The following is a 22,008-nucleotide window of genomic DNA, read 5'->3' on the forward strand; positions in this document are numbered from 1 at the left end:
TGACGGACCGCACCGGGGTCCTCGTCGTTAGTGGGCCTTAACCTGCTGCCCATGACCGTCTCTCTCGAAGTCGCTGAAGGCGTCGGCACGCTCCGTCTCGACCGCCCGCCCATGAACGCGCTGGACATCGCCACGCAGGACCGGCTGAAGGAACTCGCCGAGGAGGCCACGCGCCGCGAGGACGTGCGGGCCGTGGTGGTCTACGGCGGCGAGAAGGTGTTCGCGGCCGGCGCGGACATCAAGGAGATGCAGGCGATGGACCACACCGCGATGGTCCTGCGCGCCCGCGCCCTCCAGGACTCGTTCACGGCGGTGGCCCGGATCCCCAAGCCGGTCGTCGCGGCCGTGACCGGCTACGCGCTCGGCGGCGGCTGCGAACTCGCGCTGTGCGCGGACTACCGCATCGCCGCAGAGAACGCCAAGCTCGGCCAGCCGGAGATCCTGCTCGGCCTGATCCCCGGCGCGGGCGGCACCCAGCGCCTGGCCCGCCTGGTCGGCCCCTCCAAGGCCAAGGACCTGATCTTCACCGGCCGGATGGTGAAGGCCGACGAGGCGAAGGAGATCGGCCTGGTGGACCGGGTCGTACCCGCCGAAGAGGTGTACACGCAGGCGCACGCCTGGGCCGCGAAACTGGCGCAGGGCCCGGCCCTCGCGCTGCGCGCCGCGAAGGAGTCGATCGACACGGGCCTGGAGACGGACCTCGACACGGGCCTGGCGATCGAACGGAACTGGTTCGCAGGCCTGTTCGCCACCGAGGACCGCGAGCGCGGTATGCGCAGCTTCGTGGAGGAGGGGCCGGGCAAGGCGAAGTTCCTCTGAACACCCCTCCGGGGGTTGGCCGTTGACGCGGTGCCTGTTCCGGATCCCTCGATGGGGCGGTTTATGGCTGCCTCAAGGCAGCCATAAGCGTATCCGGTCGAGGAAACCTGTCGATTGCCGTGAAACGGGCCGTCGCCGCAGGTCAGCCGGGCTATGGCCGATATCGAAGCGCCACTGGCGTATGTCATCGGCCCGCCGGTCCGCACCCCGCTCCCGGGGGTGTATTCCCCGGGAACGGCCCCCAGGGGCGCTCCGGGCGGCCATGATGGGGGCATGGCGGGGCTGGAGGGTATGGAACAGCCGCGGGGACACGCACAGGCGGCCGCGGCGCGCTGGTCGCCGACCGTCGAGGACGAACGCGCGCTGAAAGCGCTGGAGTTGTACGGCAACCCGACGGAGGCAGAGGTTCCACTGCCGTCCCGCCCCGAGTCCGCGGCCACCGCAAGACGGCTGACCCAGGTCGTCGTCCTGCGCCAGTGGGGACTCACCCCCAAGACCACCGAGGACGCGGTCTTACTCGTCTCCGAGCTGGTGGGCAACGCCGTACGCCACACCGGCGCCCGGGTCTTCGGGCTGCGTCTGCACCGGCGCCGCGGCTGGATCCGCGTCGAGGTCCGTGACCCGTCCCGGGGACTGCCCTGTCTGATGCCGGTCCAGGCGATGGACATCAGCGGCCGGGGCCTGTTCCTCGTCGACAAGCTGGCCGACCGCTGGGGGGTCGATCTGCTGCCCCGCGGGAAGACCACGTGGTTCGAGATGCGGGTGGCCGACCGCTGAGGCCGCCACCGGCGGCCGGGCTCGACGAGGGGTGTGACCTGCGGCTCGCCTGGCCGCCGATCGGGCGAATCATCGTTTTCCCCGTGAAACGGCCCTTAAATGGTGCAATGCACCGCCACCTTGTCAGAAGCGCCCTCGTCGTGGGCGCCGCCCTCGCCGTCCTCGCCGCCTGCGGCACCCAGGGCGGGGAACGGGCCTCCGAGGCACGCGGCACCAAGGCCGCCGTGCCCGCGCCGCCCGAGAAGAAGCCCATCAAGGGGCTGCCCGGCATGCCGCCCGTCCTCGACCCGGAGGACGTGTACGCGGCCGACCGCCCGAACAAACTGTCGCCCGTGGTCAAGGACTTCCCGTCCCGGGTCTACGTCCCCAACACCGAGTCCGACACCGTCTCCGTCATCGACCCGAAGACGTACGAGATCATCGAGACGATCCCCGTGGGCCGGCAGCCTCAGCACGTCGTCCCCTCCTGGGACCTGAAGACGCTGTGGGTCAACAACAACCGCGGCCACACCCTCACCCCGATCGACCCGAAGACCGGCAAGGCGGGCAAGGAGGTCGAGGTCCACGACCCGTACAACCTCTACTTCACACCGCACGGCAAGTACGCCGTCGTCATGGCCTCCCTCGACCGCGAACTGGTCTTCCGCGACCCGCACACCATGGAGATCAAGAAGACGGTCCCGGTCTCCTGCTACGGCGTCAACCACGCCGACTTCTCCCTCGACGGCCGCTACTTCATCGTCTCCTGCGAGTTCAGCGGCGAACTGCTCAAGGTCGACACCGAGAAGATGAAGGTCGTCGGGCAGCAGCGGCTGCCGTTCGACGGCGCCATGCCGCAGGACGTGAAGGTCTCACCCGACGGCAAGAGGTTCTACATCGCCGACATGATGGCCCACGGCATGTGGGTCCTGGACGGCGACAAGTTCACCGAGCCCACCCTGCTGCCCACCGGCAAGGGCTGCCACGGCCTGTACGTCAGCCGCGACTCCCGCGAGATGTACGTGTCCAACCGCGGCGAGGGCACGATCTCCGTCTTCGACTTCACGCGGGACAAGCTGACCAAGAAGTGGCAGCTGCCCGACGGCGGCAGCCCCGACATGGGCGGGATCTCCGCCGACGGCAAGGTGCTGTGGCTGTCCGGCCGCTACGACGCCGAGGTGTACGCCATCGACACGCGCACTGGCACCCAGCTCGCCCGCATCCCCGTCGGCAGCGGCCCGCACGGCCTCGCGGTCTACCCGCAGCCCGGCCGCTACTCGCTCGGCCACACCGGCATCTTCCGGTGACGCGATCTGCCGTCCGCCCAAGGGGAGTTGACACGCCCTGATCGGGTGAGGGTCCCCGGTGCGGCCCGGGCCGGGGGCCATCGTGCTCCCCCGTGATCACTTATAACGCGCGGCGGCGCGTCGCTGCCGCCGCCCTCTCCCTGGCGGCATCGCCCGCGAGTACATCGTCGGCGTCTGCCCGGTCGACCAGCAGACCAAGACCGAGATCATGAGCGAGTGCGAGAGCAACCCGCACGACCGGCCCTGGCACTGAGCAGCACCTCCGAGCCCACGGGCCGGTAACCGGCCGCCTGGAACGCCCGCGGACCGCGGGCGTTCCCCGCCGCCACCTGAGCCCACACGGGCGCGCCCTCCGGCCGGCTGCCGCGCCGCCGCCACCAGCCGCCGCCCGAGCCCCCGGTGCCGTGCCCCCTCGTCCACCTCGACCGCGACCTCCCACCGCCCGGCCACGCCACGGCCCAGCACGAGCCCCCCGCCGTCCGCCGCCCACACCCGCACGTCGTCACGCCGCCAGCGTGCGCGGACCACGCGCGGATGGCCGGGATCGTCGATCTCCTCCAGCGCGACCGACGGTTCCCCGGGCAGCGCGGCACCGGTTCAACAGTACGTCGATGGTGTCGGACGTACGTCCCGTCCGGTCCATGAGGGCCGTGAGGAAGCGGGCGTTCATCGTGGCCGCGAGCCTGTCGCGGTCGGTCCCGGCGAGCGTCCGCCGCACCCAGTCCGGATCCTCGTCGGTGAAGACGACCGAGTGAGCCGTGAAGGCCAGGACCCCCGCGTCCCGGGGCGAGAGCTGCGGCACGATCGTCGTACGGCCGTCCGCCGGCGGGAAGACGCCCCGTGCCGCCGCGTCGAGAAGGTCCCCCAGGGTGTCCGCCACCCACGCGCTCCTTGAGTCTCCACCCACTGGAAGGCCCAGACTCCCAGACATGATCGACGACGGCACCGGGCTGCTCACCATCGGCGAACTGGCCCGGGTCACCGGGCTGACCGTGCGCACCATCCGGTACTGGTCCGACGAGGGCGCGCTGCCCCCGGTGGCCCGGTCCACGGGCGGTTACCGGCTGTACGACGCCGCGTCCGTGGCGCGCCTGGAGCTGATCCGGACCCTGCGCGAACTCGGCCTGGGCCTCGCGGACGTACGCCGGATCCTGGCCGGCGAGGTGACGGTCGCGCAGGTCGCGGCCGCGCACGTGGTGGCGCTGGACGCGCAGATCCGGTCGCTGAAGGTGACCCGGGCGGTGCTGTCGACAGTGGCCCAACGTGGTTCCAGCGCGGAGGAGACGACACTCATGAACAGACTGGCGCGACTGTCGGCGGCCGAGCGGCGGCGGATCGTCGAGGACTTCATGGCCGAGATCTTCGAGGGGATCGACACGGCCGACCCGGACATCCGCAGCAGGTTGCGCTTCGCGGCCGCGCAGCTGCCCGACGACCCCACGCCCGAGCAGGTGGACGCCTGGGTGGAGCTCGCCGAGCTCATCCAGGACCCCGGCTTCCGGGCGCAGATGCGGCGGATGATCGAGTTCAACGCGGGGGACCGGGGACCGGACGTCCCGGCCGGGTCGTCCCTGTGGTTCATGAGCCGGCTCGTCCAGCTCGCGGCCGAGGCACGTCGGCGTGGCATCGCGCCCGAGGCGCCGGAGGCCGACGACGTCCTGCGGGAACTGCTGGGCAGCGCCGACCGGTCCGCCGTGCTCGAACGCCTCACGGCCGCCTCCGACGCCCGGGTCGCCCGCTACCGCGAGTTGCAGGCCGTCGTGAACGGCCTCGGACCGCAGCCGACCTACGACGAGGAGTTCGCGTGGGTGGTCGCCGCACTTCAGTCGCGAGCGGGCGGTTAATCTGACCTGCGTCAACAAGACCGGCCAGGACGGCCAGGCGGCACAGCACGAGATGAGGGGCGGATCGGTGGCGGACATCGAGGAAGCACGCAAGCAGTTCGAGCAGATCGATACGGACGGCGACGGATTCATCACCGCCGCGGAGTTCAAGTCCGCTCTGGCCCGGTCCGGCGACTGGAACGTGACCGAGTCGGTCGCCGAGGTCGTCATCAAGACCCGCGACCTCGACGGCGACAAGAAGCTGAGCTTCGACGAGTTCTGGGGCTACCTGAACAGGTGACGCCGGCGCTCGGGCGCTGCGAGGCGTGGGGGCCAGGTCCGTCCGCGGACGGACCTGGCCCCCACGTCTGCGACCCGGGACCCGGAATAGCCCGCCCGTCCCGGAGGTTGACCCCGCTCACGAAGGTCTCGCGAAGAGGCCCAGGCGTCACCGATCCCCGGAAGGGCGAGGCGAGGACATGAAGATCGGCATCATCGGAGCCGGCAACATCGGCGGCAATCTGACCCGGCGGCTCACCGCGCTCGGGCACGACGTGTACGTCGCCAACTCCCGGGGCCCGCACACGCTCACGGCCCTGGCCGAGGAGACCGGCGCGACGCCCGTGACGGTCGAGGAGGCACCCCGGGGCGTCGAGATCGTCGTCGTCACCATCCCGCTGAAGGCGGTCCCGGACCTGCCGTCCGGCCTGTTCGACGGGGCGGCGGACGGCGTCGCGGTCATCGACACCGGCAACTACTACCCCCGGCAGCGGGACGGCAGGATCGCCGCGATCGAGGACGAGGGCCTCACCGAGAGCCGCTGGACGGAACGCCAGCTCGGCCACCCCGTGATCAAGGCCTTCAACGGCACATACGCCCAGGACATCCTGGACCGCCCGCTCCCGGCAGGCGACCCCGACCGCATCGCCCTCCCGGTGGCCGGCGACGACGAGGCGGCCAAGCGCAAGGTACGGGACCTGATCGACGAACTCGGCTTCGACACCGTCGACGCGGGCGGCATCGACGACTCCTGGCGCCAGCAGCCCGACACCCCTGTCTACGGCCTGCGCGGCGGCGTCGAGGCGGTCACGAAGGCCCTGGCGGAGGCGTCCCCGGAGCGCACACCGGACTTCCGCGGCTAGCCCGCGCTGACGTAGTCGGCTATCCACAGGGCGTCGCCCGCGTAGGACGTCGTGTCGTGGTTCAGCAAGAAGTTCCGGTTGCAGTAGAGCACCACCTGGTTGTTCGGCCGGAGGTCCTTCAGTTTCCGGAGGAACAGGTCCTTCTCCGCGTTGCTCGCGTACGTCCCGTCACTGGTCGTCTCCCAGCCGAGGGCGAGGATGTCGCCCGGCCGGTCCGGGGCCCACGCCGAACTCGACGCCGCCGCCGCGCGGGGACTGAGCGTCCACGCCGCGTCGTACGAGGCGCTGCTCGCCCTGCTCGCCGACGGGGAGCTGCCCGGTGAGACCGCCGAGCCGAGTCGCGGTGCGGCCATGGTGCTGCTGTCCAAGGACGGGCGCCCGGCGGGCGAGGTGGCCGTGGCCGTGCTCACCCGCCCGCGGGCCGGTCCTCGCCGAGGACCGGCCCGCGGGCGGACGCCGTCGTGGCGATCGTCGTCACCGAGGACCCGGCCGATCCGCCCGCGGCGGTCGCGGACGTCCGCGAGTCGGCCCGGTGACCGCCGGCCCCGCCACCGCGCGGGCCGTCAGCACTCGATGATGTTGACGGCCAGCCCGCCCCGCGCCGTCTCCTTGTACTTGACCGACATGTCCGCGCCGGTGTCCTTCATCGTCTTGATGACCTTGTCCAGGGACACCTTGTGGGAGCCGTCGCCGCGCATCGCCATGCGCGCGGCCGTGACGGCCTTCACCGCGGCCATGCCGTTGCGCTCGATGCACGGGATCTGGACGAGGCCGCCGACCGGGTCGCAGGTGAGGCCGAGGTTGTGCTCCATGCCGATCTCCGCGGCGTTCTCCACCTGTTCCGGCGAGCCGCCGAGCACCTCGGCCAGCGCACCGGCCGCCATCGAGCAGGCGGAGCCGACCTCGCCCTGGCAGCCGACCTCGGCGCCGGAGATGGAGGCGTTCTCCTTGAACAGCATGCCGATCGCGCCCGCGGCGAGCAGGAAGCGGACCACGCCCTCCTCGTCGGCGCCGGGCACGAAGTTGACGTAGTAGTGCAGGACCGCCGGGATGATGCCGGCCGCGCCGTTCGTCGGGGCGGTGACGACCCGGCCCCCGGCCGCGTTCTCCTCGTTGACCGCCATCGCGTAGAGCGTGATCCACTCCATGGCGAGGGCCTTCGGGTCGCCCTCGGAGCGCAGTTTCCGGGCGGTGTTGGCGGCCCGGCGGCGCACCTTGAGACCGCCCGGCAGGATGCCCTCGCGGGACATGCCGCGCGCCACGCACGCCTCCATGACCCGCCAGATCTCCAGCAGGCCTTCGCGGATCTCCTCCTCGGTGCGCCAGGCCCGCTCGTTCTCCAGCATCAGGGCGGAGATGGACAGGCCCGTCTCCCGGGCCATGCGCAGCAGCTCGTCGCCCGTGCGGAAGGGGTACTTCAGCACGGTGTCGTCGAGCTTGATGCGGTCCGCGCCGACCGCGTCCTCGTCGACGACGAAGCCGCCGCCGACCGAGTAGTACGTCTTCGTCAGCAGCTCCGCGCCCGACGCGTCGTACGCCCACAGGGTCATGCCGTTCGCGTGGTACGGCAGGGCCTTGCGGCGGTGCAGGACCATGTCGTCGTCGTAGGAGAACGCGATCTCGTGCTCGCCCAGCAGGTTCAGCCGGCCGTCGGTCCTGATCGTCCCCACCCGGTCGTCGGCCGTCTCCACGTCCACCGTGCGCGGCGAGTCGCCCTCCAGGCCGAGCAGCACCGCCTTGGGCGTGCCGTGGCCGTGGCCGGTGGCGCCGAGCGAGCCGTACAGCTCGGCGCGGACCTTCGCGGTCGGGGTGAGCAGTTCCTCGTTGCGCAGCCGCCGGGCGAACATCCGGGCCGCGCGCATCGGGCCGACCGTGTGGGAGCTGGACGGGCCGATGCCGATCGAGAACAGGTCGAAGACCGAGATGGCCACGGGAACTCCTGACTACGGGGGTGGTGCAGAGGGGGGTGGGCGCCGCGCCGCTTGTGGCCGCACGGCGCCCGAAAGGTTTCTTCGCTCTGTGTGCTGGTCAGGCGTTCAGACCCGGGTACAGCGGGTGCTTGTCGGTCAGGGCCTTCACCCGGGCCTTGAGCGCCTCGGCGTCGTAGGACGGCTTGAGAGCCCCGGCGATGACGTCCGCGACCTCCGCGAAGTCCTCGGCCTCGAAGCCCCGGGTCGCCAGGGCCGGCGTGCCGATCCGCAGACCCGACGTCACCATCGGCGGGCGCGGGTCGTTCGGGATGGCGTTCCGGTTGACCGTGATGCCCACCTCGTGGAGGCGGTCCTCGGCCTGCTGCCCGTCCAGCTCGGAGTGGCGCAGGTCGACCAGGACCAGGTGCACGTCCGTGCCGCCGGACAGGACGTCCACGCCCACGGCCCGGACGTCGTCCTTCACCAGACGCTCGGCCAGGATGCGGGCACCCTCCAGCGTACGGCGCTGGCGCTCCTTGAAGTCCTCCGAGGCCGCGACCTTGAAGGCGACCGCCTTGGCCGCGATCACATGCTCCAGCGGACCGCCCTGCTGACCGGGGAAGACAGCGGAGTTGATCTTCTTGGCCAGTTCGGCCGTGGAGAGGATCACACCACCGCGCGGGCCGCCCAGCGTCTTGTGCGTGGTCGTGGTCACCACATGCGCGTGCGGCACGGGGTTCGGGTGCAGCCCGGCCGCGACGAGCCCCGCGAAGTGGGCCATGTCGACCATCAGGTAGGCGCCGACCTCGTCCGCGATCCGGCGGAACGCGGCGAAGTCCAGCTGCCGCGGGTACGCCGACCAGCCGGCCACGATCAGCTTCGGCTTGGACTCCTTGGCCAGCCGCTCGACCTCGGCCATGTCGACCCGGCCGTCGTCGCCGACGTGGTAGGCGACGACGTCGTACAGCTTGCCGGAGAAGTTGATCTTCATGCCGTGGGTCAGGTGCCCGCCGTGCGCGAGGTTCAGACCCATGATGGTGTCGCCCGGCTTGAGCAGCGCGAACATCGCGGCGGCGTTGGCCTGGGCACCCGAGTGGGGCTGGACGTTGGCGTGCTCGGCGCCGAACAGCTCCTTGACGCGGTCGATCGCGATCTGCTCGACCACGTCGACGTGCTCGCAGCCGCCGTAGTAGCGGCGGCCGGGGTAGCCCTCGGCGTACTTGTTGGTGAGGACCGAGCCCTGCGCCTCCATGACCGCGACCGGCGCGAAGTTCTCCGAGGCGATCATCTCCAGCGTGGACTGCTGCCGGTGCAGCTCGGCGTCGACCGCGGCGGCCACGGCCGGGTCGAGCTCGTGCAGAGGTGTGTTCAAAACGGACATACGGCTACGCCTCCTCAGCCGGCGGAGAACGCGGTGTACTCGTCGGCGGAGAGCAGGTCGCCCGGCTCCTCCGAGACCCGCACCTTGAACAGCCAGCCGCCCTCGAAGGGGGCCGAGTTCACCAGCGACGGGTCGTTCACGACGTCCTCGTTGACCTCGGTGACCTCACCGGAGACGGGGGAGTAGAGGTCGGACACCGACTTGGTCGACTCCAGCTCGCCGCAGGTCTCGCCCGCGGAGACGGAGTCACCGACCTCGGGGAGCTGGACGAAGACCACGTCGCCGAGCGCGTTGGCCGCGTGCTCCGTGATGCCGACCGTCGCGACGCCGTCCTCGGCGGCCGACAGCCACTCGTGCTCCTTGCTGTAACGCAGCTGCTGGGGGTTGCTCATGGCCTGGATTCTCCTGTACGCACGGGAGTGCTGTTGACGGGGGGACTGCTGGTGAGCTGGAACGACGGACCACGGGGGCGCTTGCGAGGGCCCCCGGCCAGTGTCTACTTCTGCCGCTTGTAGAACGGCAGCGCCACGACCTCGTACGGCTCGTGACTGCCCCGGATGTCCACGGCCACGCCGGGCGTGCCGGGCGCGGCGTGCGCGGCGTCGACGTAGGCCATCGCGATCGGCTTGCCGAGCGTGGGGGAGGGGGCGCCGGAGGTGACCTCGCCGATCACCTCGCCGCCGGCGACGACCGCGTATCCGGCGCGCGGCACCCGGCGGCCCTCGGCGACGAGCCCGACCAGCACGCGAGGCGGGTTCCGCTCGGCGCGGGCGGCGGCCTCCCGCAGGGCCTCGCGGCCCACGAAGTCGCCCTCCTTCTCGAACTTCACCACCCGGCCGAGCCCGGCGTCGAAGGGCGTCAGGGAGGTGCTCAGCTCGTGCCCGTACAGCGGCATGCCCGCCTCCAGGCGCAGCGTGTCGCGGCAGGACAGCCCGCACGGGACCAGTCCGGCGCCCTCGCCCGCCTTGGTCAGGGCCTGCCACAGCTCGACCGCGTGCTCCGGCTTCACGAACAGCTCGAAACCGTCCTCGCCGGTGTAACCGGTGCGGGCGATCAGGGCCGGGACGCCCGCGACCGTGCCGGGCAGACCGGCGTAGTACTTCAGGCCGTCGAGGTCGGCGTCGGTGAGGGACTTCAGGATCCCGGGGGACTCCGGGCCCTGTACGGCGATCAGCGCGTAGGCGTCCCGGTCGTCGCGCACCTCGGCGTCGAAGCCCGCGGAACGTTCCGCCAGGGCGTCCAGCACCACCTGGGCGTTGGAGGCGTTGGCGACGACCATGTACTCGGTCTCCGCGAGCCGGTAGACGATCAGGTCGTCGAGGATGCCGCCGTCGGCCCGGCAGATCATGGTGTAGCGGGCGCGGCCGGGCTTGACGCCGGCGATGTTGCCCGCCAGGGCGTAGTCGAGGAGGGCGGCGGCCTGCGGACCGGTGACGGTGATCTCCCCCATGTGGGAGAGGTCGAAGAGCCCGGCCTTCGTGCGCACGGCGTTGTGCTCGTCGCGCTCGGAGCCGTAGCGCAGGGGCATGTCCCAGCCGGCGAAGTCGGTCATCGTCGCGCCGAGCGAACGATGCAGGGCATCGAGCGCGGTATGGCGGAGTTCTCCTGAACTGCTCACGGTCGGTCGTCTCCCAAGGCAATGACGGGCGAGGTCGTTCCTCCCCATCTGTCATCGGAACCTGAGAGGTTCGCCATGACCACACAGGACATGGCTTGCACCTTGGGTGGGACCACCGAGGTGGCGGCCCGCTTTTCAGATGTGCCTCGCCCGCGCGGTAACGGGGCCTGAGAGATTCAAGGGAGGGACTTGCTCCTTCGGCGCCCCAGCGTCAGACGGTGCTGGGAACTCTCCCGCGCGGATTCAAACGGCCGGTATGCAGTTGGCGCGCACATCATTGCACGCATCGTCGCGGCGTGGCAGGGGACCACCCTGTAGCAGGCCTGTTGCAGGAAGAGGACTAAAACCAGAGAGATCGGGCATTACCTTCTCTTTACACTCAGCGGGGATGGGACTCCATACCTGGCCCCAGGGGAGGACATCACGGTGAACAGGACCACCGCGTACGCCACGACATCGGGCGTCGCGCTGCCCGAGCAGCCGGCCGTTCCGGCACGGGCGGTCTGCGGCCCGCTGCCGGTGCCGGTCGTCCGCGATCTGCGCGAGCGCGCCGGCCGCAGCCCGCACGCACTGCTCTTCGGCCCCCGCGACCTCGTCGTGGTCACGGGCCTGCCCGGCAGCGGCAAGTCCACGCTGATGCGGCGCACCGTGCCCGGCCGGCGCATCGACTCCCAGGACACCCGCGACCGCTGGGACAGCCGCATGCCGCGCTTCCTGCCGTACGCGGTCTACCGCCCGCTCGTCCGCCTCGCGCACTACGCCGGGCTGCGCCGCGCCCTGCGCACCGGCGAGGGCGTCGTCGTGCACGACTGCGGCACCCAGGCCTGGGTCCGCCGCTGGCTGGCCCGCGAGGCCCGCCGCCGGGGCGGCACCCTGCATCTGCTCATGCTCGACGTCACCGCCGAGGAGGCCCTGGCCGGCCAGCGTGACCGCGGCCGCGGCGTCTCGCGGTACGCGTTCCTGCGCCACCGCGCGGCGACCACCCGCCTGCTGCGCGCCGTGGAGCGGGGCGAACTGCCCGCGGGCTGCGGCTCGGCGATCCTCGTCGACCGCGACGCGGCGGACACCCTGCGCCGGATCGGGTTCACGGGCTGACCGCGGGCGGCCGGCGAACCGCTAGCCTTTTGAGCCACAGCAGTGGTTCCAGGCAGGCGGTAGGCAGATGGACTTCCCGGCGGACTTCTCCGCGGACTTCCCGGCGCACACGCAGACCCACCCGCACGGCGGATGGCCCGGCAACGAACTGGAGGAGGTGCTCTCGGCCTCCCTCGGCGCCGGGCCGTCGGCCGGCGGGCGGATCGTCGAGGTGCTCGGCCGGAGTTTCGTCTGGGTCCCCCTGCCGAGCGGCGGCGGCCCGCAGAGCGGCCCCCTCGACCTGCCCGGCATAGAGATCGAGGGTCAGGCATACGTACCGGTGTTCAGCTCCGAGGAGCAGTTCCGCCAGGTCGTCGGCTCCCACATGTCGTACACCATCGCGCCGGCCGTGGAGTTCGCCCGCGGCCTGCCCCCGCACGCCGGGATAGCCGTCAACCCGGGCGGTGTGGTCGGCATACCGCTTCCGCCGCCCGCCGTGGCCGAGCTCTGCCGGGCCGGCCGGACACCCTTGGACGGCCCCGCGAGCGGCGGCCGGGTCCGCCTCTTCGAGCCGGACTGGCAGGACGACCCGGTGGACTTCCTCGCCGCCGCCTCCGCCGAGTTCGAGGCGGTCGGCGTGGTCGTCACCGCCCGCCGCTGCCTCGCCGCGATCGAGACCGCCGATCCGGTGATGTTCGTGGGCGTCGAACTCTCCCAGTGGGAAGGCGATCTGCGGGCCCTCCCCCTGGAGGCCCTGTCCCGGGCCGTGACCACGTCCCCGGCCCCGTGGCCGGTCAACCTGGTCCTCCTGGACGTGGCGGAGGACCCGGTGGGCACGTGGATGAAGGACCGGGTCCGGCCCTTCTACCAGCGGTAGATCAGCAGACCCGGGGCGCGGGAAGTGACATCATGCGGCTCCGCCGCGTGGGCGCGACGCGTCCCGGACGGACCCGCACCCGCCGGACGAGGACAAGTCGCGAGTCGGTGGGCGGGCTTAAGCTAGGTCACGGTCGAGGCGTTGTACGAAGGGGCGGTAAAGGTGAGCGCGAGCGGCACGGCCGCGGCCGGACAGGTCGAGCACATGCTGCGCCAGGTCACGCCCGGGCGTTACGACGCCTACGAGGCACTCCTGCGCGCGCTCGCGACCCCGCACTCCGGCCAGATCTGGATGCTCCTCTGGCACGGCCAGGCGGGCTCCCCCGATGCCCAGTACGGGAACATGGAGGTCGACGGCTACGGCTACGCGCCCTGCGTGACCTCCGCCCAGGAACTCTCGGCCAGCGGCTGGAACCGCTCGTACGAGGTGGTCGACGGAGTCGACGTGGCCCGCGCCCTCTACCCCGACCACTACGGCCTCTGGCTCAACCCGCACGCCCCCGGCGGCGGCGTCGGCATCCCCTGGCTCGACCTGCGCCGGATCGCCACGGGCCTGGACCGCCAGCCCGCCGGTCCGCTGCGGCTGTCCGAACCGGCCATCGAGATCCCGCAGTTCTACGCCCTGCTCGCGCAGAACGCCCATCGCACCCCGGCCGTCCGGTCGCTGCGCCGGGCCTGGGTGCAGCCCGCGCTCGGGGCGCCGTATCTCGCCATCGGACTGGACGTGTACGACACTTCGCCCCCGGCCGTGGATTCCGTGCGCGCGATGATGCAGCAGTCCCTCGGTGCCGTACCGGACGGGCTGCCCGTCTCGACCGTCGCGATGTCCGACGAGCACGACCCGGTCGCCATGTGGCTGCGCGCGAACGCCCGTCCCTTCTACGACCGCGAGGCTCACGCCACCGCCCCTGTCCAGGCCCAGGCACCGGCCTCGGACTACGGCTTTCCCCCGGCCCAGGGCAGGTACTGAGCCCACCCCCGCGGCCCGGCCCGCAAGTCCCTGTCTCCCCGCTCCCGAACGCGACGAACTCTCAGCTCTTCGCGCGTAGATAAGGGTGAAACGTAGGGGTCTGCCCTAATATGCCCCTGTCTCAGCGTGTCCGACCCCCGTTACCCGTTGTCCGGATAACGGAACCCCGCAGACAGCATCACGTTTACGCATCCTTTCACCGCCAAGTCTGGCAACAGATCGCCAAAGCGTTGAAGACTCCCCGCAAGACACGGGCCGGGTCGGTCCTGTGTACGAGACAAACAAAACCGCTACAGCGGCAGCCAGGGGCTCGGCGATCGCCGGCCCGAGAGGGGTCAATCGCACCGTGACCGCACCGATCGAGACCACCGGGGCGGAAGCCGGAGCACAGCCCGAGGCCGTGCTCTCCGGGGTCAAGAAGAGCCAGATCGAAGGGCGTTCGCTCAGCCAGATCGCCTGGATGCGCTTCAAGCGGGACAAGGTGGCGATGGCGGGAGGCGTCATCGTCATCCTGCTCGTGCTGATGGCGGTGTTCTCCAAGCCGATCCAGTGGATCTTCAACCTCGATCCCAACAAGTTCAACCAGGACCTCATCGACCCCGCGCTGCTCGCCCCCAAGGGCGGCTGGGGAGGCATGAGTTGGGACCACCCCCTCGGCGTGGACCCGCAGTACGGCCGGGACATGCTCGCCCGCATCATCGACGGCTCGTGGGTCTCCCTGCTGGTCGCGGGCGGCGCCACGCTGCTGTCCGTGTGCATCGGCACCGTGCTCGGCGTCATCGCCGGCTACTACGGCGGCTGGATCGACGGCGTCATCAGCAGGATGATGGACACCTTCCTGGCGTTCCCGCTGCTGCTGTTCGCCATCTCGATCTCGGCCTCGGTGCAGGACGGCTTCTTCGGCCTCGACGGACTGCCGCTGCGTATCTGCGTGCTGATCTTCGTGATCGGCTTCTTCAGCTGGCCGTACATCGGCCGCATCGTGCGCGCCCAGACGATGACCCTGCGCAAGCGGGAGTTCATCGAGGCCGCCACGAGCCTCGGGGCACGCGGCCCGTACGTCCTGTTCCGGGAGTTGCTCCCGAACCTCGTCGCGCCGATCCTCGTCTACTCGACGCTGATCATCCCGACGAACATCCTGTTCGAGGCCGCGCTGAGCTTCCTCGGTGTCGGTATCGCTCCGCCGCAGGCCTCCTGGGGCGGCATGCTCAGCAACGCTGTGGACCTCTACACGGCTGATCCGCAGTACATGTTCGTGCCCGGACTGGCGATCTTCATCACCGTCCTGGCCTTCAACCTGCTGGGTGACGGGCTGCGTGACGCCCTCGACCCTCGCAGCAAGTGATCCATCGAAAGAGGGGGCTTCCTCAGGTGAAGACGAGAAGGGTGACCGCCGGCGTTGCGTCGGTCCTGGCACTGTCGCTGGGCGCTGCCGCATGTGGCGGCGGAGGTGACGACAACGACGGGAACGGAGGCAACGGCAAGAAGGACGCCGCGCTGACCTCGATCGTCAACCCGTCGAGCAAGAAGGGCGGGACGGTCGCGTACGAGCACTCGGACGTGCCCGACTCCCTCGACCCGGGCAACACGTACTACGGGTGGGTGCAGAACTTCTCCCGCCTCTACGGCAGGACGCTCACCACGTTCAAACCGGCGGCGGGCAAGGAAGGACTGGAGGTCGTCCCGGACCTCGCCGAGTCCCTCGGCAAGTCCAGCCCGGACGCCAAGACCTGGACGTACAAGCTGCGCGCCGGCGTGAAGTTCCAGGACGGCACCCCGGTGACGTCCAAGGACGTGAAGTACGCCATCGAGCGCTCCAACTTCTCGCCGGAGGCCCTGTCCAACGGCCCGACGTACTTCAAGTCGTACCTGGAGGGCGGCGACAAGTACCAGGGTCCCTACAAGGACAAGTCCGCCGAGGGCATCAAGTCGATCGAGACGCCGGACGACCGGACGATCGTCTTCAAGCTGAAGCAGCCGTTCGCCGACTTCGACTACCTGGCGACGTTCTCGCAGACGGCGCCGGTGCCGAAGGCGAAGGACACCGGTGCGAAGTACGTGCAGAGCATCGTGTCCTCCGGCCCGTACCAGTTCCAGTCCTACGAGGAGGGCCGCGGCGCCACCCTGGTGCGCAACCCGCAGTGGGACGCGAAGACGGACCCGGTCCGCAAGGCTCTGCCGGACAAGGTCACGATCAAGTTCAAGGTCAACCCGGTCACGGTCGACAACAACCTGCTCTCCGACAAGACCACGGCTGACGCGGGCGGCACGGGTGTGCAGCCGCAGACCCAGCCGAAGGTGCTGCGCGGCAAGTACGCCAACCAGACGGACAGCTCCTACGCGGGCGCCACGCAGTACATCGCGCTCAACGTGAAGGTCAAGCCGTTCGACAACGAGCACTGCCGCAAGGCCGTCCAGTGGGGTCTCGACAAGCAGTCCGTGCTGAACGCGGTGGGCGGTTCGCCGAAGGGCGACGTGGCGACCACGCTGCTGCCGCCGTCGGTCAACGGCTACACCAAGTTCGACACCTACGCGACCGGCGGTCACAAGGGTGACGTGGCCAAGGCCAAGGAAGAGCTGAAGGCGTGCGGCAAGCCGAACGGCTTCAGCACGATTCTGACGGCCCGTTCCGACCGGCCCGCCGAGATCGCTGCCGCGACGGCCACCCAGGAGTCGCTGAAGAAGATCGGCATCAACATCGAGATCAAGCAGTTCCCCTCCGGCAAGTACTTCTCCAACTTCGCCGGTGTTCCGAGCTACGTCCACCAGAACAAGCTCGGCATGCTCTCGATGGCTTGGGGCGCCGACTGGCCGACCGGCTACGGCTTCCTCGACCAGATCGTCAACGGCGCGGCCATCAAGCCCTCGGGCGGCAACAACCTGATGGAGCTGGACGACCCGAAGATCAACAAGGCTCTGAGGGACGCGATCGCCAACACCGACGACGCGGCCCGCACCAAGGCCTGGGGTGACATCGACAAGATGGTCCTCGACAACGCCTCGGTCGTCCCGCTCTTCTACCGCAAGAACCTGCTGGTCCGGCCGGCGTCCGCGAACAACGTCACGGTCACGCAGGCCTACCTCGGCATGTACGACTACCTGCTCATGAGTTCCTCGAAGTAACTCAGCAGGCCGGATCCTTTCGAAAGGCAGGTGAAGGCACCGGGTGGCCGCGGCGGACGACCCCGCCGCGGCCACCCGGGGCCGTACAGCTGTGGCTGCGTACATCCTCCGACGCGTCATGGGCGCGGTGCTGTTGCTGCTGGTGGTCAGCGCAGTCACCTTCGCCATCTTCTTCCTGGTACCCCGTCTCGGGGGCCAGACGGCCGACCAGTTGGCCACCCAGTACGTCGGCAAGGACGCGAACCCCGAGTCCGTCGCCGCGATCAAGAAGAACCTGGGACTGGATCAGCCCCTCTACGAGCAGTTCTGGAACTTCGTCAAGGGCCTCGTGGCGGGCGCCGACTACCGGTTCGGTCCCGACGCGACGCACTGCAGCGCACCCTGCTTCGGGTACTCCTTCAAGAGCCACATCGAGGTGTGGCCGCAGTTGGAGCAGCGGATCCCGGTCTCCTTCTCGCTGGCCATCGGCGCGGCGGTGATCTGGGTGATCAGCGGCGTGACGATCGGTGTCGTCTCGGCACTGCGCAAGGGCAAGCCCGTCGACCGCATCTCCATGTTCATCGCGCTCGCCGGCGTCTCGCTCCCGATCTTCTTCACCGGCCAGGTGCTGAACGCGCTCTTCGTCTACGAGATCCCCATCTGGGACAGCATCGACTACGTCCCGTTCACCGAGAACCCGGCCGACTGGGCATGGCATCTGCTCCTGCCCTGGATCAGCCTCGCCTTCCTGTTCTCCGCGCTGTACGCCCGGCTCACCCGGGCGGGCATGCTGGAGACGATGAGCGAGGACTACATCAGAACGGCCAGGGCCAAGGGGCTGAAGGAGACCACGGTCGTGACCAAGCACGGCCTGCGCTCCGCGCTCACTCCGATCGTCACCATCTTCGGCATGGACTTCGGCACCCTCGTCGGCACCGCGGTGCTCACCGAGACGGTGTTCTCCCTCCAGGGCATCGGCGCGTACTCGGTCCAGGCCATCAAGGACAACGACCTGCCCATCGTGATGGGCGTGACCCTGGTCGCCGCGTTCTTCATCGTCTTCTGCAATCTCGTCGTCGACCTGGTGTACGCAGCCATCGACCCCCGGGTGAGGTACTCGTGAGTAAGCTCGACAAAGCCGCGCTCGGCGAACCGGACACCGTCGTCCCCTCCGTGGACGACGACGTGTTCCTTTCCGTCCGCGATCTGCGCATCCACTTCAACACGGACGACGGCCTGGTCAAGTCGGTGGACGGAGTCAGCTTCGACGTGCGCAAGGGCAAGACCCTGGGCATCGTGGGCGAGTCCGGCTCCGGCAAGTCCGTCACCTCGCTCGGCGTGATGGGCCTGCACCGCTCGGCCAACGCCAAGGTCTCCGGCGAGGTGTGGCTGGACGGCCAGGAGCTGATCGGCGCCGACCCGGACGCCGTACGGCGGCTGCGCGGCCGGAAGATGGCGATGATCTTCCAGGACCCGCTGTCGGCGATGCACCCGTACTACACGGTCGGGCAGCAGATCGTGGAGGCGTACCGCGTCCACCACGACGTCAGCAAGAAGGCCGCCAAGCAGCGGGCGGTCGAGATGCTCGACCGGGTCGGCATCCCCGAGCCCGCCAAGCGGGTGGACGGCTACCCGCACGAGTTCTCCGGCGGTATGCGCCAGCGCGCCATGATCGCCATGGCGCTCGTGAACAACCCCGAGCTGCTCATCGCCGACGAGCCGACCACCGCCCTGGATGTCACCGTGCAGGCTCAGATCCTGGACCTGATCCACGATCTGCAGAAGGAGTTCGGCTCCGCGGTCATCATGATCACCCACGACCTGGGCGTGGTCGCCGAGATGGCCGACGACCTGCTGGTGATGTACGGCGGCCGGTGTGTGGAGCGGGGGCCCGCCGAGGCCGTGTTCTCCGAACCCCGGCACCCCTACACCTGGGGTCTGCTCGGCTCGATGCCGCGCCTGGACCGCGAGGAGACCGACCGGCTCATCCCGATCAAGGGCGCGCCGCCCTCCCTCATCAACCTCCCGTCCGGCTGCGCCTTCCATCCGCGCTGCCCGTACGCGGACATCCCGAAGGACAACGTCACCCGCACGGTCCGCCCCGAGCTGACCGAGGTCGGCGGCTCGCACTGGGCCGCCTGCCACATGGGCCAGGAGCAGCGGGAGCGTATCTGGACCGAAGAGATTGCGCCGAAGCTGTGAGCGACGAAAAAGCGGTGAGCAAAGCGGACACGAGCGGGAGCCCCCTCACCCAGGACACCGCCGCCGACGGCGAGATCCTGCTGAAGGTGACCGGCCTGCAGAAGCACTTCCCGATCCGCAAGGGCCTGCTCCAGCGGCAGACCGGCGCCGTGCGCGCCGTCGACGGCATCGACTTCGAGGTCCGCAAGGGCGAAACCCTCGGCGTCGTCGGTGAGTCGGGCTGCGGCAAGTCCACCATGGGCCGGCTGATCACACGGCTGCTCGAACCGACCGGCGGCACCGTCGAGTTCCAGGGCAAGGACATCACGCACCTGAAGACCGGCGAGCTGCGTCCGATGCGCCGCGACGTGCAGATGATCTTCCAGGACCCGTACTCCTCGCTGAACCCCCGGCACACGATCGGCACGATCGTCGGCGCCCCCTTCCGGCTCCAGGGCGTCCAGCCCGAGGGCGGGGTGAAGAAGGAGGTCCAGCGGCTGCTGTCGGTGGTCGGCCTCAACCCCGAGCACTACAACCGCTATCCGCACGAGTTCTCCGGCGGCCAGCGCCAGCGCATCGGCATCGCCCGGGCGCTCGCCCTCAACCCCAGGCTGGTCGTGGCGGACGAGCCGGTCTCCGCGCTGGACGTGTCGATCCAGGCGCAGGTGGTGAACCTGCTGGACGACCTCCAGGAGGAGCTCGGGCTGACGTACGTGATCATCGCGCACGACCTGTCGGTCGTCCGGCACGTCTCGGACCGGATCGCGGTGATGTACCTCGGCAAGATCGTCGAGCTGGCCGACCGCGACAAGCTGTACAAGTCGCCGATGCACCCGTACTCCAAGGCCCTGCTGTCGGCCGTGCCGATACCGGATCCGAAGCGCCGGGGCGTCAAGAGCGAGCGCATCCTGCTCAAGGGCGACGTGCCCTCGCCGATCGCCCCGCCGAGCGGCTGCCGCTTCCACACCCGGTGCTGGAAGGCGACGGAGATCTGCAAGACGACCGAGCCGCCGCTGGTGGAGCTGCGGGCCGGGCAGCGCGTCGCCTGCCACCACCCGGAGAACTTCGAGGACCAGCAGCCGCAGGACACCAAGCTGCTGTCCTCCGCCAAGGAGGTCCTGGTGGAGAACAACACCGCCGCCGTGGAGAAGTGATCCCATAGAGCCCTCGGCCCCGCCCCCACCCCCGCGCCTCGGGGCGGGGGCGCACCCGTGGGTAAAAATGTTCGGGTGCTCCAGCAACTCTTCAGTCCGTCCGTCCAGCACACGCTCGACCTGATCGGCATCTTCGTCTTCGCGATCTCCGGCGCCCTGCTGGCCGTGCGCAAGAACTTCGACGTGTTCGGCATCGCCGTGCTCGCCGAGGTCACCGCGCTGGGCGGCGGGCTCTTCCGTGACCTGGTCATCGGGGCCGTGCCGCCCGCCGCCTTCACGGACCTGGGATACTTCCTCACCCCGCTGCTCGCCACCCTGCTCGTCTTCTTCCTGCACCCGCAGGTGGAGCGCATCCAGGTCGCCGTGAACGTCTTCGACGCGGCCGGCCTCGGCCTGTTCTGCGTCGCCGGCACGATCAAGGCGTACGAGTACGGGCTCGGCCTGACCGCCTCCGCCGGCCTGGGCCTCACCACCGCGGTGGGCGGCGGTGTGCTGCGGGACGTCCTCGCCAACGAGGTGCCCTCCCTGCTGCGCTGGGACCGCGACCTCTACGCGGTCCCGGCGATCGTCGGCGCCGCCCTGGTCGCCCTGTGCATCCGCTACGACGCCCTGAACCCGTTCACCAGCGCCCTCGCGGTGATCACCGCGTTCGTACTGCGCCTGCTCGCGATGCGGTTCCACTGGCGAGCTCCGCGGGCCTGGCACCGGCGTTCGACGGTGAGCGAGGAGGAGCAGCCCGTCCTGCCGTGACGTGGCCGCGGCCGGTCACCTCCGTCAGCCAGCGGAACGCCGGGACCACCTGCGGCCGCCACAGCGCCATGGTGTGACCGCCCGCGCTCCTCGGGATGTACACCACGTGCACGGTCGTCGGCGCCTTCGCGGCCTGTTCCAGGGCGACGGCCGCCTCGTAGCCGTCGTGCGGCTGGCCGGAGAGGTAGAGCGAGACGCGCGGCGGGACGGGCGCCTTGCGCAGCAGCAGGTAGGGGTTGTTCTCGGCCCGCAGGGCGGGGGTCTGCGCGGCGAGCGAGTCGCGTTCGCCGATCGGGTCGTTGTAGCCGGACAGGCTGACGGCCGCCCCGTAGCGGTCGGGGTGGGCGATGGCGAGCTTGGCCGCGCAGTGCGCCCCGGCCGAGTAGCCGGCCACCGCCCAGCCCCGCGGGGCGGACTCGGCGCGGAAGTTGTCCATGACCATCATCGGCACGTCGACGCTCAGCCAGGTGTCGGCGTTGACCGTGCCCGGGATGTTGGCGCAGCCGGTGTCCACCCCGGCCAGCAGATTGGTGCGCGGCGCGACCAGGATGAACGGGGCGATCTGCCCGTCCCGCATCAGCGGCTCCACCTGCTCGTGCGCGTGCAGCGAGCCGAACCAGGCCTTCGCCGAGCCGGGGTAGCCGGGCAGCAGCTCCACGACCGGGAACCTGTGGTGCCGGTAGGCCGGTTCGCCGTACTGCGGCGGGAGCCAGACGTAGACCTCGGCGTTCACGCCCGACACCCGGCCCTTGAGCTGGGTGACGCGCACCCCGCCGGCCGCGCGCATGCCGGGTCCGGTGTCCGGCCGGAAGGTCTGGCGTACCTTGGGCAGCCGCTTCAGCGCGATGCCCCCGGTGCCGTCGGCTCCCAGGTCGGCCGCCTGCTGCACGTGGTCGCCGGTGCCGAGCAGGTCGGCCCAGTTGTCGTAGAGGTTGTTGGCGTTGTTGACCAGCGTGAAGACCAGCGCCACGGCAGTCCCCTGGGCGAACAGCAGCATCAGCGTGCGCGTCACGGTGCGCAGGGCGCGCGGGCCGCGGACGCGCGACCACAGGGCGAGCGGCAGCGCGAGCGCGACGACCGACAGCGCGATCAGCGTGTAGAGGAACGGAGTCCCGGTGAGGCTCATGTCTCCTCAGAGGGACGGA

The 22,008-nt window shown here is 70.1% G+C and carries 20 protein-coding genes, 3 pseudogenes and 2 riboswitches; of the genes and pseudogenes, 16 read left to right on the forward strand and 7 right to left on the reverse strand.

From position 1 onward, the window contains the following. Nucleotides 1–51 precede the first annotated feature (51 nt). The 4 genes and pseudogenes from HDA41_RS27815 to HDA41_RS43015 form a co-directional block, all read left to right on the forward strand. Complete coding sequence (locus HDA41_RS27815) at nucleotides 52–819, forward strand: enoyl-CoA hydratase/isomerase family protein (protein ID WP_184988374.1); 768 nt, start codon at nucleotides 52–54, stop codon at nucleotides 817–819. A gap of 153 nt (nucleotides 820–972) precedes the next feature. Further along, complete coding sequence (locus HDA41_RS27820; protein ID WP_230299664.1) at nucleotides 973–1,596, forward strand: ATP-binding protein; 624 nt, start codon at nucleotides 973–975, stop codon at nucleotides 1,594–1,596. A gap of 107 nt (nucleotides 1,597–1,703) precedes the next feature. Then, nucleotides 1,704–2,882 carry a YncE family protein gene (locus tag HDA41_RS27825; protein ID WP_184988377.1) on the forward strand — a complete coding sequence of 393 codons (1,179 nt, stop codon included), beginning with the start codon at nucleotides 1,704–1,706 and terminating at the stop codon, nucleotides 2,880–2,882. A gap of 139 nt (nucleotides 2,883–3,021) precedes the next feature. Beyond that, a pseudogene (locus HDA41_RS43015) lies at nucleotides 3,022–3,135 on the forward strand (ADP-ribosyltransferase); the annotation flags it as partial. Here the strand turns inward: HDA41_RS43015 and HDA41_RS27830 are convergent. Beyond that, nucleotides 3,089–3,813: pseudogene (locus tag HDA41_RS27830) on the reverse strand (N-acetyltransferase). The pseudogenes HDA41_RS43015 and HDA41_RS27830 sit on opposite strands and share 47 nt — an antisense overlap. Here HDA41_RS27830 and HDA41_RS27835 point away from each other — a divergent pair. The 3 genes from HDA41_RS27835 to HDA41_RS27845 all read left to right on the forward strand — a co-directional run bounded on the left by HDA41_RS27835 (nucleotide 3,812) and on the right by HDA41_RS27845 (nucleotide 5,847). Next, nucleotides 3,812–4,726, forward strand: coding sequence for a MerR family transcriptional regulator (locus HDA41_RS27835; RefSeq protein WP_184988380.1), 915 nt, complete (start codon nucleotides 3,812–3,814; stop codon nucleotides 4,724–4,726). The pseudogene HDA41_RS27830 and the gene HDA41_RS27835 overlap by 2 nt on opposite strands. A gap of 67 nt (nucleotides 4,727–4,793) precedes the next feature. Next, entirely contained in the window at nucleotides 4,794–5,006 is a 213-nt protein-coding gene (locus HDA41_RS27840; protein ID WP_184988383.1) for an EF-hand domain-containing protein, read from the forward strand. A 25-nt stretch (nucleotides 5,007–5,031) separates the two neighbouring features. Further along, nucleotides 5,032–5,847: an NADPH-dependent F420 reductase gene (locus HDA41_RS27845; RefSeq protein WP_268251526.1), complete on the forward strand. Its 816-nt coding sequence runs from the start codon at nucleotides 5,032–5,034 to the stop codon at nucleotides 5,845–5,847. On the opposite strand, the pseudogene HDA41_RS27850 reads toward HDA41_RS27845, so the two are convergent. The 5 genes and pseudogenes from HDA41_RS27850 to gcvT all read right to left on the reverse strand — a co-directional run. Then, nucleotides 5,847–6,071 (reverse strand): annotated as a pseudogene (locus HDA41_RS27850) (GH25 family lysozyme); the annotation flags it as partial. The gene HDA41_RS27845 and the pseudogene HDA41_RS27850 overlap by 1 nt on opposite strands. A gap of 339 nt (nucleotides 6,072–6,410) precedes the next feature. Continuing rightward, nucleotides 6,411–7,778, reverse strand: a complete 1,368-nt coding sequence (locus HDA41_RS27855) for an L-serine ammonia-lyase (protein ID WP_184988388.1) — start codon at nucleotides 7,776–7,778, stop codon at nucleotides 6,411–6,413. 97 nt (nucleotides 7,779–7,875) lie between these two features. Beyond that, entirely contained in the window at nucleotides 7,876–9,138 is a 1,263-nt protein-coding gene (gene glyA / locus HDA41_RS27860; RefSeq protein WP_184988390.1) for a serine hydroxymethyltransferase, read from the reverse strand. Nucleotides 9,139–9,152: 14 nt separating this feature from the next. After that, entirely contained in the window at nucleotides 9,153–9,530 is a 378-nt protein-coding gene (gene gcvH, locus HDA41_RS27865) for a glycine cleavage system protein GcvH (RefSeq protein ID WP_184988392.1), read from the reverse strand. A gap of 104 nt (nucleotides 9,531–9,634) precedes the next feature. Next, nucleotides 9,635–10,756: a glycine cleavage system aminomethyltransferase GcvT gene (gcvT, locus tag HDA41_RS27870; protein WP_184988394.1), complete on the reverse strand. Its 1,122-nt coding sequence runs from the start codon at nucleotides 10,754–10,756 to the stop codon at nucleotides 9,635–9,637. A gap of 38 nt (nucleotides 10,757–10,794) precedes the next feature. Continuing rightward, a riboswitch (glycine riboswitch) is annotated at nucleotides 10,795–10,901 on the reverse strand. Beyond that, a riboswitch (glycine riboswitch) is annotated at nucleotides 10,902–11,002 on the reverse strand. A 180-nt stretch (nucleotides 11,003–11,182) separates the two neighbouring features. Between gcvT and HDA41_RS27875 the strand changes: the two genes are divergently transcribed. The 9 genes from HDA41_RS27875 to HDA41_RS27915 all read left to right on the forward strand — a co-directional run bounded on the left by HDA41_RS27875 (nucleotide 11,183) and on the right by HDA41_RS27915 (nucleotide 20,863). Then, entirely contained in the window at nucleotides 11,183–11,851 is a 669-nt protein-coding gene (locus HDA41_RS27875) for an AAA family ATPase (RefSeq protein WP_184988396.1), read from the forward strand. A gap of 67 nt (nucleotides 11,852–11,918) precedes the next feature. Then, on the forward strand, nucleotides 11,919–12,707 hold the full coding sequence (locus HDA41_RS27880) for an enhanced serine sensitivity protein SseB (protein ID WP_184988399.1): 789 nt from the start codon (nucleotides 11,919–11,921) through the stop codon (nucleotides 12,705–12,707). A 162-nt stretch (nucleotides 12,708–12,869) separates the two neighbouring features. Further along, nucleotides 12,870–13,676 (forward strand): enhanced serine sensitivity protein SseB C-terminal domain-containing protein, encoded by an 807-nt coding sequence (locus HDA41_RS27885; protein ID WP_184988402.1) that lies wholly within the window; start codon nucleotides 12,870–12,872, stop codon nucleotides 13,674–13,676. Between the two features lie 346 nt (nucleotides 13,677–14,022). Further along, nucleotides 14,023–15,021 (forward strand): ABC transporter permease, encoded by a 999-nt coding sequence (locus HDA41_RS27890; protein ID WP_184988405.1) that lies wholly within the window; start codon nucleotides 14,023–14,025, stop codon nucleotides 15,019–15,021. 41 nt (nucleotides 15,022–15,062) lie between these two features. Further along, nucleotides 15,063–16,799 carry an ABC transporter substrate-binding protein gene (locus HDA41_RS27895; protein WP_230299665.1) on the forward strand — a complete coding sequence of 579 codons (1,737 nt, stop codon included), beginning with the start codon at nucleotides 15,063–15,065 and terminating at the stop codon, nucleotides 16,797–16,799. 91 nt (nucleotides 16,800–16,890) lie between these two features. After that, nucleotides 16,891–17,901, forward strand: a complete 1,011-nt coding sequence (locus tag HDA41_RS27900; RefSeq protein WP_184988411.1) for an ABC transporter permease — start codon at nucleotides 16,891–16,893, stop codon at nucleotides 17,899–17,901. Next, nucleotides 17,898–18,980 carry an ABC transporter ATP-binding protein gene (locus tag HDA41_RS27905; protein ID WP_184988414.1) on the forward strand — a complete coding sequence of 361 codons (1,083 nt, stop codon included), beginning with the start codon at nucleotides 17,898–17,900 and terminating at the stop codon, nucleotides 18,978–18,980. The genes HDA41_RS27900 and HDA41_RS27905 overlap by 4 nt, the downstream gene beginning before the upstream one ends. Beyond that, nucleotides 18,977–20,113, forward strand: a complete 1,137-nt coding sequence (locus tag HDA41_RS27910) for an ABC transporter ATP-binding protein (protein WP_184988417.1) — start codon at nucleotides 18,977–18,979, stop codon at nucleotides 20,111–20,113. Before HDA41_RS27905 ends, HDA41_RS27910 begins: the two co-directional genes overlap by 4 nt. A 75-nt stretch (nucleotides 20,114–20,188) precedes the next feature. After that, nucleotides 20,189–20,863, forward strand: coding sequence for a trimeric intracellular cation channel family protein (locus HDA41_RS27915; protein ID WP_184988420.1), 675 nt, complete (start codon nucleotides 20,189–20,191; stop codon nucleotides 20,861–20,863). Here the strand turns inward: HDA41_RS27915 and HDA41_RS27920 are convergent. Further along, on the reverse strand, nucleotides 20,754–21,989 hold the full coding sequence (locus HDA41_RS27920) for an alpha/beta hydrolase (RefSeq protein WP_184988423.1): 1,236 nt from the start codon (nucleotides 21,987–21,989) through the stop codon (nucleotides 20,754–20,756). The genes HDA41_RS27915 and HDA41_RS27920 overlap by 110 nt on opposite strands. Nucleotides 21,990–22,008: the final 19 nt, after the last annotated feature.

The organism is Streptomyces caelestis, from assembly GCF_014205255.1.
GTDB lineage: Bacteria > Actinomycetota > Actinomycetes > Streptomycetales > Streptomycetaceae > Streptomyces > Streptomyces caelestis.

Bases quoted from the DNA above. Each gene is read 5' to 3' on its own strand.
- HDA41_RS27815 (WP_184988374.1), top strand. From the start codon at position 52: ATGACCGTCTCTCTCGAAGTCGCTGAAGGCGTCGGCACGCTCCGTCTC.
- HDA41_RS27820 (WP_230299664.1), top strand. From the start codon at position 973: ATGGCCGATATCGAAGCGCCACTGGCGTATGTCATCGGCCCGCCGGTC.
- HDA41_RS27825 (WP_184988377.1), top strand. From the start codon at position 1,704: ATGCACCGCCACCTTGTCAGAAGCGCCCTCGTCGTGGGCGCCGCCCTC.
- HDA41_RS27835 (WP_184988380.1), top strand. From the start codon at position 3,812: ATGATCGACGACGGCACCGGGCTGCTCACCATCGGCGAACTGGCCCGG.
- glyA (WP_184988390.1), bottom strand. From the start codon at position 9,138: ATGTCCGTTTTGAACACACCTCTGCACGAGCTCGACCCGGCCGTGGCC.
- gcvH (WP_184988392.1), bottom strand. From the start codon at position 9,530: ATGAGCAACCCCCAGCAGCTGCGTTACAGCAAGGAGCACGAGTGGCTG.
- HDA41_RS27880 (WP_184988399.1), top strand. From the start codon at position 11,919: ATGGACTTCCCGGCGGACTTCTCCGCGGACTTCCCGGCGCACACGCAG.
- HDA41_RS27920 (WP_184988423.1), bottom strand. From the start codon at position 21,989: ATGAGCCTCACCGGGACTCCGTTCCTCTACACGCTGATCGCGCTGTCG.